A 14,221-nucleotide genomic window follows, 5' to 3' on the forward strand; every position below is an offset into this window, starting at 1 on the left:
CGCGGACCCGCCGGGGCCCCCCCCTCACTCGCCGCCACCGCGCGCGGCGACCCCCGCGGCGGCGCGCCGCCCCCCCCCCCCCGACAAGCCCCCACGCACGTGCAGGCGAAAGACCACGCGAGCCCCTCCCCCGCCCCCCTCACCCGCGCCAATCGTCACCGGGGCGCGTCGGCGGAGGGTTCCGTAAGGACAAGGCTTCGCGCGCCGAGCGAAACGCGGCGAGCGCACGGCGCTGAGCCTCCGCGTCGACACGCTCCGCACGAATCGCCTCCGCCAGGAGCACGGCGAGGCGGGGCTCCCCGGCAGCCGCCCCCGGCCGCCGACTCACCGCGGACCCCCCAACTGCCGCGCAAGCCTCCGAAGCCCTCGGTACGCAGCAGTCCGTACCGCCCCAGGCCGCTTGCCAAGCACCCGCGCCGCCGCCCCCGCGTCCAGTCCCACCACGACCCGCAACAGCACCGCCTCCGCCTGATCCCGCGGCAGCCCCGCGATCAGCGCGAGCGCCTCCCCCGTGGAGATCGACTCCAGCGCCTGCTCGGAGGTGCTGAGGGGACCGGGAAGATCGAGCACGTCCTGGTCGAGGGCGGACGGCCGCGGCCGGACCTTCTGGCGCCGCAGGTGATCGAGGGCCCGGTGGCGCGCGATCGTCGCCGTCCAGCCGCGAAAGCCGGCGCCGTCACCGCGGAACCGCCCCAGATCACGGGCGATCTCCAGCCAGGCCTCCGCTGCGATGTCCTCCGCGGTCTCCCCGTCGTGGCCGACCAGGCCCCGCAGGTAGCCGACGAGCCCCGGCTGCACCAGGCGGTACGCGACCGCGAAGGCCGCCTCGTCACCCTCCTGCGCCCGCGCGACCGCGGCGCCGAGCTCCTCGTCCCGCGCCCGTGCGCGACGGGGTTCCCCTCCTCGACCCACGCTTTCCCATCCGTACCGACGCGACACAGCTCACCGTGTCCGTGCCCCCACGCTGAGCTGCGCCAGAGCCGACAGAAATGTCACAGGTGAGGGTCACGGATGCGGACGGCGTCTCAGACCTCGAACAGTGAGCCGCCGCCCGGCCCCATGCCGAGCGCTTCGATGTCGAGGACCAGGGAAGGATCGGGAGCTTGCGCGGCGACCGGCTTGTCGTAGTCGGACATCCGCATCTCCATCAGCTCTTCGCCACGCTCCTGCGTCATGCCGACGATGTACGGCTTGTCGCCCGTCGCCAGATAGGCCGTCATGTCGTGCCCGCTGTCCGTCGCGGCGAGCGGCGTGACCTTCTCGCCGTGCCACCGCCTCTCCGGCAGCGCGCGGGCGCCCTCCATGTCGGCGTCCGACCCCGAGCCGCCGAGCTGACCGAACGCCTTGTCGAGGTCACACATCTTCGTCGGCGAGGCCGCGCCCGAACGCGCGCCGCCCTTCGGCAGTTTCATGTACTTGCCGCGGGCGAGATCCGTCCGCTCCCTGGCCGTGGCCGCGATCCGCGGACCACGCGCCACGGCGGCGTCCCGGATCGCGTCGAGTGACGCGTCCGAGAAACGGATGTACGTGTCACCGCTGCCAATCATGACCAACTCGCCCTGCTGCATGGGCCCCGAGTCGAAGGTGCCCGTGCAGTTGCTCCGGCGGTCCATGTGCACGGAGACCTCCTGGTGGCCCTTAGGGCTGGTCATCTCGACCCCGATGCGCACGGATTCGGCGTTCTTGAGGAGCTCCATGGCCTCGTGTGCGAGTCGCCCGCCCCGCACCTCGTCGGCGGGGGCCGAAGGCTCCGCGGGTGTCCGCTCGACCAGCCCCTCGTACACCTTCCCCTTCGCACCGCAGGCCGCGAGCGCCCCCATCGCGAGACAGCAGGCGATCCCCCGCACCCACAGGCCTCTCTTCCGCGCCCCTGAAATCCCCACCCCTGTCATCCCCACCCCTGAAACCAAGGCCCCCACCCACACTCCTCGTTCACACCTGTCAGGTGACTCAGCGCAATGATCCGTCCATCTGTCACACCCTTGAAGTGCGGGATACATCACGTCACATTTCACCCTCCCTCGTACAACCGTTTGACCCCTCGGGCAGTCGTACGCACTCGCTTTGATCAACCGGGACAGCCGGCGATTTCGTTGAGGGGTGGGGCATTTGAGCCCGCGCAAACCGCGCGAAGCAGCGCGAAGCACGCACGCGTACAGGCCGCTGAGTCTCAAGCGCAGGGCGTGGCTGACGATCGGGGCCGTCGTCCTTGGCGGCGCGGGGGCCGTCACGTACGCGATGGCGGATCCTTCGGACGAGGGCCGCCCCGGCGACGTCTCTCGCGACAAGCGCCCGGTGAGCGTGCACGACATCGCGCTGAAGGCGGACGGCACCAAGAAGAGGGAGCTGCCGCGCACGTCGACGGAGCAGTTCTCGCTGCTCGGTGTCTCCTGGACCGGCGTGACGAAGGAACTCGAGGGCACGGCCCAGGTCCGCACGCGCTCCGTCGAGAACGACAAGTGGACCGGCTGGCAGCACCTGGACCTCGAGCTGCACCTGCCCGAGAAGGCCGAGGCCGGCATGCGTGCCGCGTCCGAGCCGCTGTGGGTCGGTCCGTCGGACGGCGTGGAGGTCCGCGTGGTCGCGGCCGACGGCACCACGAGTGCCGCGCTGCCCAAGGGACTTGAGGTCAACCTCGTGGACCCGGGCGTGACGTCCAAGGAGGCGAACAACCCGGCACTCGACGGTTCGGCGATGGCGCCGGTGGCGTTCGCGGCGGACGAGACCGTCCCGCCGACCCCCGACCCGGACCCGAGCACGCCCGCCCCGACAGAGGCCCCGACCGAGGCGCCCACGGACGCGCCCTCCTCCCCAGCCCCTTCGGACCCCGGCGCCGAGCCGCCCACGTCCCCCGCCCCCTCGGGCTCTGCATCGCCCGACCCGGAGCCCACGGTTCCGCCCGCTCCCGCGTCCACGGTCACCAAGCCGCCCATGATCAGCAGGGCAGGATGGGGCGCGGACGAGTCCCAGGTCGAGGATCCGCCGGAGTACATCGAGAAGGTCAAGGCGGTCTTCGTCCACCACACGGTCGGCACGAACGACTACAGCTGCGCCCAGTCGGCGTCCCTGGTCCGCGGCCTCATGACGTACCACGTGGAGACCGAGGGGTGGAACGACCTCGGCTACAACTTCCTCGTGGACAAGTGCGGCCAGGTCTTCGAGGGCCGCGGCGGCGGCACCGATCTGCCGGTGCGCGGCGCGCACACGTTCGGGTTCAACGGTGAGTCCGCGGGCATCGCGGTCCTCGGTGACTTCGAGGGCAACGAGAACCCGGCCCCGGGCGAGACGTACAAGAAGGCGGGCAAGCCGACCCGCGCCGCCCTCGAGTCGGTCTCCCGCGTCGCGGCCTGGAAGCTCGGCCAGTACGGAGGCGACCCGTCCGCCAAGGTGACGCTGACGGCGGCCGACGACACGGGCGTGTGGAAGAAGGGCGACACCCCCTCCCTGAACACGATCTCGGGCCACCGGGACGGCTTCGCGACCCTCTGCCCCGGCAAGAACCTGTACTCCAAGCTCGGCGAGATCCGCCGGTACGCGACGAGCGCGGGCCGCAACTCCGCGATCCCCACGGCGGACTTCAACCGCGACGGCATCACGGACCTGGTGGCGGGCACGCCCAAGGCGTCCGGCGGCGTCGGCACGCTGACGATCGTCCCCGGCGGCCTCGACGGCCCGGTGGCCGGCTCCAAGAAGACGCTCACCCAGTCCAGTCCCGGCGTCCCCGGCGCCTCCGAGGCGGGCGACAACTGGGCCGCGGCCACGGCATGGGGCGACATCAACGGCGACGGGCACGCGGACCTGGCGATCGGCGCCCCCGGCGAGGACGACGCCACGAACAAGGACCGCGGCGCGGTCACGATCCTCTATGGTCCCGCCTTCGACACCGGCACGGACATGCAGCTGGCGGACGACTTCCACTACCCGGGCGCCAAGTTCGGCTCGGCCGTGGCGGTCGGCGACTTCAACGCCGACGGCAAGGCGGACGTCTTCTCGGCGTCCACCGGCACGGGCGGCACGTGGGCGGCGCGCTTCAAGGCGGGCAGCGAGGTGGGCGGCACCCTCACCTCGGGCGACACGGCCATCTCGTACGCCGATGCCGCGTCCGGCGACTTCAACCGTGACGGATACGCGGACGTGGCGCTGAACTACCGCGACCAGGCCGGCGTCGGCAAGGTCCAGTGGTTCAAGGGCACGAGGACGGGCCTGAGCAGGGTCGGTTCACTCTCGGTCAAGGGCGGCCGCTCCCTCGCCGTCGGCGACGTGAACGGCAACGGCTACGACGACCTGGTCATCGGCCAGCCGTACACGGCGGAGTCCGGCGCACACGCGGGCGGGCAGGTCACGGTGGTGCCCGGCACGTCCACCGGGTTCACGACCACGGGCCTCAAGACCGTCCACCAGGACACGTCCGGGGTCCCGGGCGCCGCCGAGTCGGGCGACGCGATGGGCTGGTCGGTCTCGGCGGGCGACTTCAACCTGGACGGTTACGCGGACGTCCTGACGGGCGCCCCGAACGAGGACATCACGCGGGACGGCAAGGCGAAGACGGACGCGGGCACGAGCCTGCTCCTGAAGGGCACGACATCGGGCCTGACGGGCACCGGCGCCCAGGCCTTCTCTCAGGACACGGAGGGCATCACGGGCTCCACGGAGTCCGCCGACCGCCTGGGCGCGTCAGTGGTCCTCGCGGACCTCTCGGGCTACGGCCGCGCCGACCTCGCCATCGGCGCGGACGGCGAGGACGAGGGCAACGGCACGCTCCTCCAGCTCGACACGGGCGCCTCCGGCGTCTCGCCGTCGAGCGGCGTCTACTACGGACGCACGCAGCTCGGCACCCCGGCGGCAGCCCACTTGGGCCAGACGTTGACGCCGTAAGCGCGCGAGTGCAGAAAAATCCCGCGGACACGCCGGTCGCACCGGCTTCCGCGGGATTTTTCTGCGGTCAGACCTTGCTGACCGTGTCGGCCTTGCCGACCTTGCTGATCTTGCTCCCCCGCTCCCGTCGTGACACCACGGCCCGCAGGACCCGGCGCCCCTCCGTCGAGATGTCCAGCGCCTGCCGGAGCCCGACCGCGCCCGCGCCGGCGACCCCGTCCCCGCCCCCGCCCCGGTGGGCGAGGAGCTCCAGAATCCGTACCTGGCGTCTCAGTTCGGCGGCCACGAGGGGGGACATCCCCTCCGTGCGTTCCGCGCGGCGCGCGCTCAGGGCCGATGCCCGGGTGCCTCCGTCCGGCCCGGTGTCGAGCAGCCGGTGGATCTGCAGCGCGGCCACGGAGCAGGCGTCGGCCCACTCCCGGAGTTCGGCTGCGGAACGCCGGGAAGGCACGGCGCCGAGCATGCGGTAGGCGAGGGTGCTGGCCTCGTCGGCGGAGGGGTCCTCAAGGATGTCCGCGCCGCCCAGCCTCACCCGCGCGTCCGCGAGCGCCACGTCCCAGGCCCCGCCTTCCGCGAGGTTCCCCCACAGCGGGCGCAGCACCTCGTCATCACCGCCGAGCAGGGGCACACAGCGGTCGAGGCAGGCGAGCCCGCTCGCCGCCAGACCTCTCTCGTCGGCCTCGGCAATCAGCTCGACCAGACTCGCGCCGCTCATGTCGTACGCCTCCCGTCGGGGACCATGCATGTCCCCTACTGCGTGCGCGCCCTCGGTAACGTCACTGCGGCACCACGCCGAGCCGGTCCAGGAAGCGGAAGAAGAGCTCTTCGGCGGACGGTTCCGCGGCGGCGTTCAGCACGTCGAGCAGCGTGCCCGGCGCCACGGTCCGGCCCGACTCCGCCGCCCAGGTCACCGCACGGTCCGCGGCGTCGCGCGGCTCCAGGAAGTAGTCGTCGAGGCTCAGGCCGTCGTCGCCGAGGTACCCGGCCATCGCGTCGCGGGCCAGGCACGTCGTCCATACCCCGCTCTCCGGGGCGGCGGCCTCGACGACCACGCAGTCGCTGTCCATGACGTATCCGAAGAGGGCGGGCGCACCCGTCTCCAGGGCCAGGGTGTTCATGTTGCCGACGTCGCGCGTGCCGTCGCCGCCGGGCACTTCCCACACCTGCCAGCCGTCGTCCCGCTGGACGAGGAGGCTGAGCTCGTCCCGCACCCCGGCCACCGCCGAGAGCTCGACGAGCGGCCGCTCGCTTCTGCCCACGACGTAATAACCCCAGTAGCCCATGCCCGCGTCTCCCCGTGTTCTCGACGTGTACTCGACCCTGCGCACTTGCGCTCGCCGACTGCGCTCGCCTTTGGGCCGAATACACCACAGACGTAGGCAAGTTCGCCACCAGAAAGCCGAAAACGGATCTCGCGGACCTCTCAGGCCGAAGCGTGCCCGCTCGTCAGCAGGCCCGCCTTCGCCTTCGCGTCCTGCATCCGCGTCAGTCGGCGTACGAACAGGATCGCCATCACCGCGGCCGCGATGTCCAGGACGTCCGACAGCATCAGCCGGGAGACCGCCGCGTCGATCTCGTCGGCCTCCTCCGCGCCCCAGTACGCCGTCGACGCCCACCGCCCGACGACGAGGCTCGCCAGCCACAGCGTCCACCAGCCGTTGATCAGCGGGTGCGTGGCGCGGGTCGTGGGGTCGCCGAGGGTCATCGTCCGGTCCAGGGCCGCGGAGCGGTCGCCGCTCGCGTCCCAGATGTCCAGGGCGATCCGCCGCGGGAACCACAGGTTCACGACCGGCACGAACCAGCCGCCCACCGTCCAGCCGCGCGTCTTGCTGTGGATGTGCGGCTCGAAGACCTCGGCGTTCACGCGGACGCGATGGAACCAGCAGAGGAAGACGACGCAGGTGGCGACGAGCGCGGCCGTCTGGAGCCAGCCGGAGACGGCGTACAGCTTGTCGGCCCGCTCTGCCTCACGCACCAGATCCGGTCCATAGCCCGTCATGTACGGCGCACTGAGCAGATCCTCCATCACGCCCTGGACGACCGTGCCCGCCCACAGCGAGTACAGATCGGCGGCGATGACGACGCCCAGGAGCGCGATGGCCGCACGGGCGAGCCCGACCGGCGAGCGGAGGTACGCGGGGCGCCCGTCGGACATGTATCCGGGCCGAGGCGTCGGCAGCACCTGCGCGGCGGCCGTGGAGCAGATGTTGCAGAGGCCGTCCGGCGTCGTCGCCGCGTTGAACCGACATTCCGTACACAGCATGGCTGAGCGACCCCCCACGGGTGCATCCGATACGACAGAGGCCGCCCGCGTCCCTCCCCAGGGCGCCGGCGGCCTCCGGAACCTACCCCACCTGATCGGCCAGCTTCACGAATTCTTTCCAGGACAGGCTCGGTCGGCGCGCATCCCAGAGCTTCTGGACCGTCGCCTTCAGCGGCATCCGGATGCCCTGCGCCACCTGCTCCTGCGTCTGTGAGCCGGCCAGGTCGCACCAGACCGCGAGGGAGCCGCCGAGGATCTGGTCGTCGTACTTCGCGTCCACCGGCTTCGTCCCACGGATGACCAGCGGGGTCCACTGCTCGTAGATCCGCTGACCGGTGGGATAGCGGAAGGTGTTGGGCTGGCCGAGGACGTAGTAGAGGTACTCGTCGTTGTAGTTGATGACCTTGCGGCCCTCCTTCAGATACTCGGCCGGCTCCCTCGACCCGATCTCCTTGCCCGTCCAGTACGCGACGTCGATGTCGTCGTCGGCCTTCTCGACCCCGCCGCGGAAGAACCCGTCGTTCCAGGCGCGCAGGCCGCGCTCGTAGGGGCGCATGGTCTCGGCCCGGTCGTTGAGCCAGCCGGTCGCGAGGTCCTGCACGCGGGCGTCGGGGCCGTACTTGTCGCGGGCAGCGGAGGCCAGTTGCGGATAGCTGGCCTCGGGGTTCGCGACCGTGAGGGCCTGGTACTCGTCCGCGCCGAGATGCCAGTAGCGGCCCGGGAAGAGGTCCGCGTACTCCTCGAGCAGATCGTCGACGATCTCCGCGGCCAGCGGCTTGGAGATGTCGACCGCGCCGCGCGCGGCGACGCCACGGGTGTCGCGGAGCTGGAGGGAGGGGTGTGCCTTGATGACCGTGCCGAGGTGGCCCGGTGAGTCGATCTCGGGCACGACGGTGATGTGCCGGCTCGCCGCCAGCTCGAGGATGCGGCGGACCTGTGCCTTGCTGAGGTGATCGCCCGAGACGATCTCGGGGTGCGAGTCGGACTCGATGCGGAAGGCCTGGTCGTCGGAGAAGTGCAGGCCGAGCTGGTTGTACTTGAGGTCGCCGAGCTCGCGGATGCGGTCCTCGATCCACTGCGCGTCGAAGTGCTTGCGCGCGATGTCGAGCATGAAGCCACGCTGCGGCTTGGCGGGCTTGTCGCGTACGACGCCTTCGGGCGCGGTGCCGCCGCCGTGCACCTCCTGCTTCAGGGTGCGCGTCCCGTAGAAGACGCCCGCTTCCTCGGGCGCGGAGATCTTCACCCGCTGCGCCTTCACGGAGAGGGTGTACGACTCGTCCCTGCCCTCGGAGGCGTCGGCGTCGTCCGGGTCGAGCGCTAGCTGCACATCACCCTTCCGAGGGTCGGCATCACCCGCATACGAGAGCTTCAGCTCGCCGGCGAGCAGCTTGCCCTCGTCGGCGAGATCTTCGTCACCGATGACGACACGCCCGCCGCCCTCGGGCTTCCATCCCGGCCCGCGCGCCGCGCTGTGCTCGCGTACGGCAGGGATGGTGGCGGGCGCCTTGGAGAGGGGGTACGACTTCGTGGGCGAGGGGGTCGGGGCGACGGCGGCCTTGCTGTCGGACGGCGAAGCCGCGGGCGCGCCTCCGCCCCCACCACCGGGCCAGACGGCCACGGCAAGCACGACGGCCCCGGCAACAAGCCCCACGGAGGCAAACGCGAAACGCCGCTGCTGCTTCACCGGAGACCACCTACGGCCGCAGGGTGAACGGGTGGGTGGGTGGGAGACATCCGCCGCGCAGCGGCGGCGCAGGGAGCCCCCCACCGGCCGACGGGGACAAGACGAGCAGCGGGAGCAGAGCAAGCAGCGGGGACAAGACGAACAGCAGCGCAGGCGGCAGTCATCCGGCCACGGTAAAACGGCCCCCGCACAGGTACCGTCCACCACGCGAAGCGAAACTCTCCCATCCGGGTGAAATTCACGCATCCGTCAGACAGCCCCCACCAAGCCTCGCTAGCGTTACGACAAATCCCCCACTCCTCCCTCGTCGCTGCCCCCTGCCCAGGAGCCCCCGCTGTCCCCGCACCGTTCACCGAGCCCCGTCCCGGAGCAACTGAACACAGCCGAGCCCGGCGCCGCCGAAACCGCGCTGCTCACCTGCTGCGGCAGCCACCTCTGGGCCCGCCGACTGGTCGACCACCGGCCGTACCCCGACCTGGAAGCGCTGCTCGCCGCGTCCGACGAAGCGGCGTACGACCTGCCGCCCGCGGACCTCGCCGAGGCCCTGGCCTGCGAACCTCTGCGTCCCGTACTCCCCCGGCAGGGGACGTACACCGCGGCCCACACCGCCCTGCGGGCCGCCCACGCCGCGTACGAGAGCCGGTTCGGTCACGTGTTCGTGATCTGCCTGGACGACGTCCCGCCGAGCCAGGCCCTCGACCATCTGCTCGCCGGAATCCGCACCCGCCTCACCAACGACCCGGAGGAGGAGCGGGTCCTCGCGGCCGAGGAAATGCGCAAGCTGGCCCGCGGACGGCTCGCCCGGCTCGCACACGACCTGAATAGCCCGTACGTGCCTGTTTGATTGCCTGTTTGATCACACCTGGCTACCCCGCGCGAGCGAACCGACAACTCGTCGATACGATGACGAGCGGCCGGTGGACCGTACCCGGCCGGGCCCGTCCGACCACCCAAGCCGGCTGGCCCCAATCCCCGCTCCCGGAGGGTTCTGCCGTGCCGGCTGGAACGCTGTACCGCGGCCGGGAAGGAATGTGGTCCTGGGTGGCTCACCGAGTCACCGGCGTCCTCATCTTCTTCTTCCTGTTCGTGCATGTGCTGGACACCGCTCTCGTCCGCGTCTCCCCGGAGGCGTACGACGATGTCGTCAGCACCTACAAGACCCCCCTCGTCGCACTCCTTGAGTACGGCCTGGTCGCCGCCATCCTCTTCCACGCGCTGAACGGCCTGCGTGTCATCGCCGTCGACTTCTGGTCGAAGGGCCCGCGCTACCAGAAGCAGATGCTCTGGACCGTCGTGGGCATCTGGGTCGTCCTGATGGTGGGGGCGCTCTACCCGGTCCTCGGCCACGCCGTCCGCGAAGTCTTCGGGAGCTGACGCCTGATGTCCGACACCACGCTCGAGAAGTCCGGCGGGTCCGGAGTGGGTCCCGTCGAAGGCGCCTCGCTCTACGACGCCGACAACCCGGCCCCCCTCATTGAGGCGCCGCGCAAGCGCACCTCCAAGACCCCGCGCTCGACCCGCGGCAACTTCGAGATGGCCGCATGGCTCTTCATGCGCCTGTCCGGCGTCGTCCTGGTCGTCCTGGTCCTCGGCCACCTGCTGATCCAGTTGGTGCTCGACGGCGGCGTGAGCAAGATCGGCTTCGCGTTCGTCGCCGGTCGCTGGGCCTCGCCGTTCTGGCAGGTCTGGGACCTGCTGATGCTGTGGCTCGCGATGCTGCACGGGGCCAACGGCCTGCGCACGGTCATCAACGACTACGCGGAGCGCGCCAACACGCGCCTGTGGCTCAAGGGCCTGCTGTACACCGCCACGGTGTTCACCATCCTTCTGGGCACGCTGGTGATCTTCACCTTCGACCCGAACATCCGCTAAAGCCGAGGCGAACCCAGTGAAGATTCACAAGTACGACACTGTCATCGTCGGCGCCGGCGGCGCGGGCATGCGCGCGGCCATCGAGTCGACGAAGCGCAGCCGCACCGCGGTCCTGACGAAGCTCTACCCGACCCGCTCCCACACGGGCGCGGCGCAGGGCGGCATGGCCGCCGCGCTCGCCAACGTGGAGGAGGACAACTGGGAGTGGCACACCTTCGACACGATCAAGGGCGGCGACTACCTGGTCGACCAGGACGCCGCCGAGATCCTGGCGAAGGAGGCCATCGACGCGGTCCTCGACCTGGAGAAGATGGGCCTGCCGTTCGGCCGTACGCCCAAGGGTGAGATCGACCAGCGCCGTTTCGGCGGTCACTCCCGCAACCACGGCGAGGCCCCGGTCCGCCGTGCCTGCTACTCGGGCGACCGCACCGGCCACATGATCCTCCAGACGCTCTACCAGAACTGCATCAAGGAGGGCGTGGAGTTCTTCAACGAGTTCTACGTCCTCGACCAGCTCCTGGTGGAGGTCGACGGCGTCAAGAAGAGCGCGGGCGTCGTCGCCTACGAACTGGCGACCGGCGAGATCCACATCTTCCAGGCGAAGGCCGTGGTCTACGCGTCGGGCGGCACCGGCAAGTTCTTCAAGGTGACGTCGAACGCGCACACGCTGACGGGCGACGGCCAGGCGGCCTGCTACCGCCGCGGTCTGCCGCTGGAGGACATGGAGTTCTTCCAGTTCCACCCGACCGGCATCTGGCGCATGGGCATCCTCCTCACGGAAGGCGCCCGCGGTGAGGGCGGCATCCTCCGTAACAAGGACGGCGAGCGCTTCATGGAGAAGTACGCGCCGGTGATGAAGGACCTCGCGTCGCGAGACGTGGTGTCCCGCTCCATCTACACGGAGATCCGTGAGGGCCGCGGCTGCGGCCCCGAGGGCGACCACGTCTACCTCGACCTCACGCACCTCCCGCCGGAGCAGCTGGACGCGAAGCTCCCGGACATCACGGAGTTTGCTCGCACCTACCTCGGCATCGAGCCCTACACGGACCCGATCCCGATCCAGCCGACCGCGCACTACGCCATGGGCGGCATCCCGACGAACGTCGAGGGTGAGGTCCTCGCGGACAACACCACGGTGGTTCCCGGCCTGTACGCGGCGGGTGAGGTCGCCTGTGTCTCCGTGCACGGCGCCAACCGCCTCGGCACCAACTCGCTCCTGGACATCAACGTCTTCGGCAAGCGCGCGGGCGTCGCCGCCGCGGAGTACGCGGCGAAGAACGACTACGTGGAACTTCCCGAGAACGCGGAAGAGCTCGTGGTCGCCCAGGTCGAGCGCCTGCGCGACGCCACGGGCAACGAGCGGGTCGCCGAGCTCCGCAAGGAGCTGCAGGAGACCATGGACGCCAACGTCATGGTGTTCCGCACGGAGCAGACGATCAAGACGGCGGTGGAGAAGATCGCGGAGCTCCGCGAGCGCTACCTCAACGTCTCGATCCAGGACAAGGGCAAGCGTTTCAACACCGACCTCCTCGAGGCCATCGAGCTGGGCAACCTGCTCGACCTGGCCGAGGTCATGGCGCAGTCGGCCCTGGCCCGCAAGGAGTCGCGCGGCGGTCACTACCGCGAGGACTTCCCGAACCGCGACGACGTCAACTTCATGCGCCACACCATGGCGTACCGCGAGGTAGGCGACGACGGCGCCGAGTCGATCCGACTCGACTACAAGCCGGTCGTGCAGACCCGCTACCAGCCGATGGAGCGTAAGTACTGATGGCAACCCCGACCCTCGACAAGGAAGACGCCAAGCCCGAGGCCGGCTTCGCCGACTCCCCGTACATCACGGTCACCTTCCGCATCCGCCGCTTCAACCCGGAGATCTCGGCGGACGCGACCTGGGAAGACTTCGAGATCGAGATCGACCCGAAGGAGCGTGTCCTCGACGCCCTTCACAAGATCAAGTGGGACTTGGACGGGTCGCTGACCTTCCGTCGCTCCTGCGCCCACGGCATCTGCGGCTCCGACGCCATGCGCATCAACGGCCGCAACCGCCTGGCCTGCAAGACCCTGATCAAGGACATCAACCCGTCCAAGCCGATCACGGTCGAGGCCATCAAGGGTCTGACGGTCCTGAAGGACCTGGTCGTCGACATGGACCCGTTCTTCCAGGCGTACCGCGACGTCATGCCGTTCCTGGTCACCACGGGCAACGAGCCGACGCGCGAGCGCCTGCAGTCCCCCGAGGACCGCGAGCGCTTCGACGACACCACGAAGTGCATCCTGTGCGCGGCGTGCACGTCGTCGTGCCCGGTCTTCTGGAACGACGGCCAGTACTTCGGCCCGGCCGCGATCGTCAACGCGCACCGCTTCATCTTCGACAGCCGTGACGAAGCGGGCGAGCAGCGCCTGGAGATCCTGAACGACAAGGACGGCGTGTGGCGCTGCCGCACGACGTTCAACTGCACGGACGCGTGCCCGCGAGGCATCGAGGTCACGAAGGCGATCCAGGAAGTAAAGCGCGCGCTGATCACGCGTCGCTTCTGAGTACGCCGTCGGCTGTACGTGGGCCCCGTTCCCGGTTTCGCACCGGGGGCGGGGCCTTCGCCTTTACGGCCGCGGCGGGCCGGGGCGGCGGTTCATGGCGGTCAGGTCGATCTCTACGTCGAAGGGCAAGGAGACCTTGAGCCGGTCGTGGAAGATGCCGATCAGCCCGTAGGACCTCGTGGCCGGGTCGAGTTCGAAGACGTAGACGACCGGGAGCCCCTTCTCCTCGTCCTGCTCGACGCGCCAGAAGTGCGGGACGCCGGCTTGGGCGTACTTGCGGGGCTTGACCTCGCGGTCACGCTCGCGGGAGTCGGGGGAGACGACTTCGATGGCGAGGAGGACGTCTTCCGGCTTGTGCCAGGTCTGATTCGAACAGGTGGCAGCCTCGGCGGGAACCACCAGGATGTCGGGCTCCGGCCGGTTCCTGGCATCCAGCTTGATCGTGAACTCCCGGTCGACATCCAGATGCTCCGGCGCCTGCTGGAGGAGGCTGTGCTCCAACAGGCGCATGCAACGCATGTGGAACCGGGTCTGCGGACTCATGAAGACGAGACTCCCGTCGATCAACTCCGTGTGCGGCGGGAGGCCCGGAATCCGGTCGAGGTCGTCAGCGGTCCAGCCCTCGGCGGGCGGGATCGGCCAGCGGTAAGCCGACTCGTCCTCGAGCCCGTTCCCGGATGCGGCGCTCATGATTGCTCCCATGCGACGGAGTCTCGCGTTGCGCCTCAGAGTACCGAGCGGGAATCCCGGGGCCTCACTCATTCGAGTACGGGGCGGGGCCGCTACGCCCAGACGAACGCGTCTCAGGCCTCACACCCCGGGCCTCGCCTCTCAGGCCCGAGCGATGCTAGCGACGGCAAACGATGCCGGACGTCGACCGCTCGCCGCCGCGGAACCAGGGCATCGCCGATCGCGCCCGGCACGGGGGATTCGCAGGGAAATGAGCTCGAATCACTGCAATCCCCATGCCCGTTGACTGCCCGTCG

Annotated in this window: 13 protein-coding genes; 6 read left to right on the plus strand and 7 right to left on the minus strand. The window is 70.0% G+C overall.

The window, feature by feature from the left end; all coding sequences use genetic code 11:
- Positions 1 to 324: 324 nt before the first annotated feature.
- A complete protein-coding gene (locus AB0M70_RS26025) occupies positions 325 to 912 on the minus strand; it encodes an RNA polymerase sigma factor (RefSeq protein ID WP_365823295.1) in 588 nt (195 codons plus the stop codon).
- A gap of 113 nt (positions 913 to 1,025) precedes the next feature.
- Entirely contained in the window at positions 1,026 to 1,847 is an 822-nt protein-coding gene (locus AB0M70_RS26030; RefSeq protein WP_365823297.1) for a hypothetical protein, read from the minus strand.
- Between the two features lie 262 nt (positions 1,848 to 2,109).
- Between AB0M70_RS26030 and AB0M70_RS26035 the strand changes: the two genes are divergently transcribed.
- Positions 2,110 to 4,875 (plus strand): FG-GAP-like repeat-containing protein, encoded by a 2,766-nt coding sequence (locus AB0M70_RS26035; protein ID WP_365823299.1) that lies wholly within the window; start codon positions 2,110 to 2,112, stop codon positions 4,873 to 4,875.
- A 67-nt stretch (positions 4,876 to 4,942) separates the two neighbouring features.
- On the opposite strand, the gene AB0M70_RS26040 is transcribed toward AB0M70_RS26035, so the two are convergent.
- The 4 genes from AB0M70_RS26040 to AB0M70_RS26055 form a co-directional block, all read right to left on the minus strand.
- Positions 4,943 to 5,590, minus strand: a complete 648-nt coding sequence (locus AB0M70_RS26040; protein ID WP_365823301.1) for a hypothetical protein — start codon at positions 5,588 to 5,590, stop codon at positions 4,943 to 4,945.
- Between the two features lie 61 nt (positions 5,591 to 5,651).
- Positions 5,652 to 6,158, minus strand: a complete 507-nt coding sequence (locus tag AB0M70_RS26045) for a hypothetical protein (protein ID WP_365823303.1) — start codon at positions 6,156 to 6,158, stop codon at positions 5,652 to 5,654.
- 140 nt (positions 6,159 to 6,298) lie between these two features.
- Positions 6,299 to 7,138: a DUF4328 domain-containing protein gene (locus AB0M70_RS26050; RefSeq protein ID WP_365823305.1), complete on the minus strand. Its 840-nt coding sequence runs from the start codon at positions 7,136 to 7,138 to the stop codon at positions 6,299 to 6,301.
- A gap of 82 nt (positions 7,139 to 7,220) precedes the next feature.
- On the minus strand, positions 7,221 to 8,822 hold the full coding sequence (locus AB0M70_RS26055) for a glycoside hydrolase family 20 protein (RefSeq protein WP_365823307.1): 1,602 nt from the start codon (positions 8,820 to 8,822) through the stop codon (positions 7,221 to 7,223).
- A 409-nt stretch (positions 8,823 to 9,231) separates the two neighbouring features.
- Between AB0M70_RS26055 and AB0M70_RS26060 the strand changes: the two genes are divergently transcribed.
- The 5 genes from AB0M70_RS26060 to AB0M70_RS26080 all read left to right on the plus strand — a co-directional run bounded on the left by AB0M70_RS26060 (position 9,232) and on the right by AB0M70_RS26080 (position 13,235).
- Positions 9,232 to 9,666 carry a 2-oxo-4-hydroxy-4-carboxy-5-ureidoimidazoline decarboxylase gene (locus AB0M70_RS26060; RefSeq protein WP_365823780.1) on the plus strand — a complete coding sequence of 145 codons (435 nt, stop codon included), beginning with the start codon at positions 9,232 to 9,234 and terminating at the stop codon, positions 9,664 to 9,666.
- 149 nt (positions 9,667 to 9,815) lie between these two features.
- Entirely contained in the window at positions 9,816 to 10,196 is a 381-nt protein-coding gene (gene sdhC / locus AB0M70_RS26065) for a succinate dehydrogenase, cytochrome b556 subunit (protein WP_076684883.1), read from the plus strand.
- Between the two features lie 6 nt (positions 10,197 to 10,202).
- A complete protein-coding gene (locus AB0M70_RS26070; RefSeq protein WP_363208840.1) occupies positions 10,203 to 10,694 on the plus strand; it encodes a succinate dehydrogenase hydrophobic membrane anchor subunit in 492 nt (163 codons plus the stop codon).
- A gap of 16 nt (positions 10,695 to 10,710) precedes the next feature.
- Positions 10,711 to 12,465, plus strand: a complete 1,755-nt coding sequence (sdhA, locus tag AB0M70_RS26075; protein WP_365823310.1) for a succinate dehydrogenase flavoprotein subunit — start codon at positions 10,711 to 10,713, stop codon at positions 12,463 to 12,465.
- The gene (locus AB0M70_RS26080) at positions 12,465 to 13,235 is read left to right on the plus strand and encodes a succinate dehydrogenase iron-sulfur subunit (RefSeq protein WP_365823312.1); all 771 of its coding nucleotides are present in this window, start codon (positions 12,465 to 12,467) and stop codon (positions 13,233 to 13,235) included. The genes sdhA and AB0M70_RS26080 overlap by 1 nt, the downstream gene beginning before the upstream one ends.
- Positions 13,236 to 13,298: 63 nt before the next feature.
- On the opposite strand, the gene AB0M70_RS26085 is transcribed toward AB0M70_RS26080, so the two are convergent.
- Entirely contained in the window at positions 13,299 to 13,925 is a 627-nt protein-coding gene (locus AB0M70_RS26085) for a Uma2 family endonuclease (RefSeq protein ID WP_365823314.1), read from the minus strand.
- Between the last annotated feature and the right edge of the window lie 296 nt (positions 13,926 to 14,221).

Source organism: Streptomyces sp. NPDC051214 (genome assembly GCF_040682375.1).
Classification (GTDB): domain Bacteria; phylum Actinomycetota; class Actinomycetes; order Streptomycetales; family Streptomycetaceae; genus Streptomyces.

Excerpts from the sequence above, each read along its gene's own strand:
- AB0M70_RS26040 (WP_365823301.1), bottom strand. The coding sequence starts at position 5,590 with ATGAGCGGCGCGAGTCTGGTCGAGCTGATTGCCGAGGCCGACGAGAGA.
- AB0M70_RS26045 (WP_365823303.1), bottom strand. The coding sequence starts at position 6,158 with ATGGGCTACTGGGGTTATTACGTCGTGGGCAGAAGCGAGCGGCCGCTC.
- AB0M70_RS26050 (WP_365823305.1), bottom strand. The coding sequence starts at position 7,138 with ATGCTGTGTACGGAATGTCGGTTCAACGCGGCGACGACGCCGGACGGC.
- AB0M70_RS26070 (WP_363208840.1), top strand. The coding sequence starts at position 10,203 with ATGTCCGACACCACGCTCGAGAAGTCCGGCGGGTCCGGAGTGGGTCCC.
- AB0M70_RS26080 (WP_365823312.1), top strand. The coding sequence starts at position 12,465 with ATGGCAACCCCGACCCTCGACAAGGAAGACGCCAAGCCCGAGGCCGGC.
- AB0M70_RS26085 (WP_365823314.1), bottom strand. The coding sequence starts at position 13,925 with ATGAGCGCCGCATCCGGGAACGGGCTCGAGGACGAGTCGGCTTACCGC.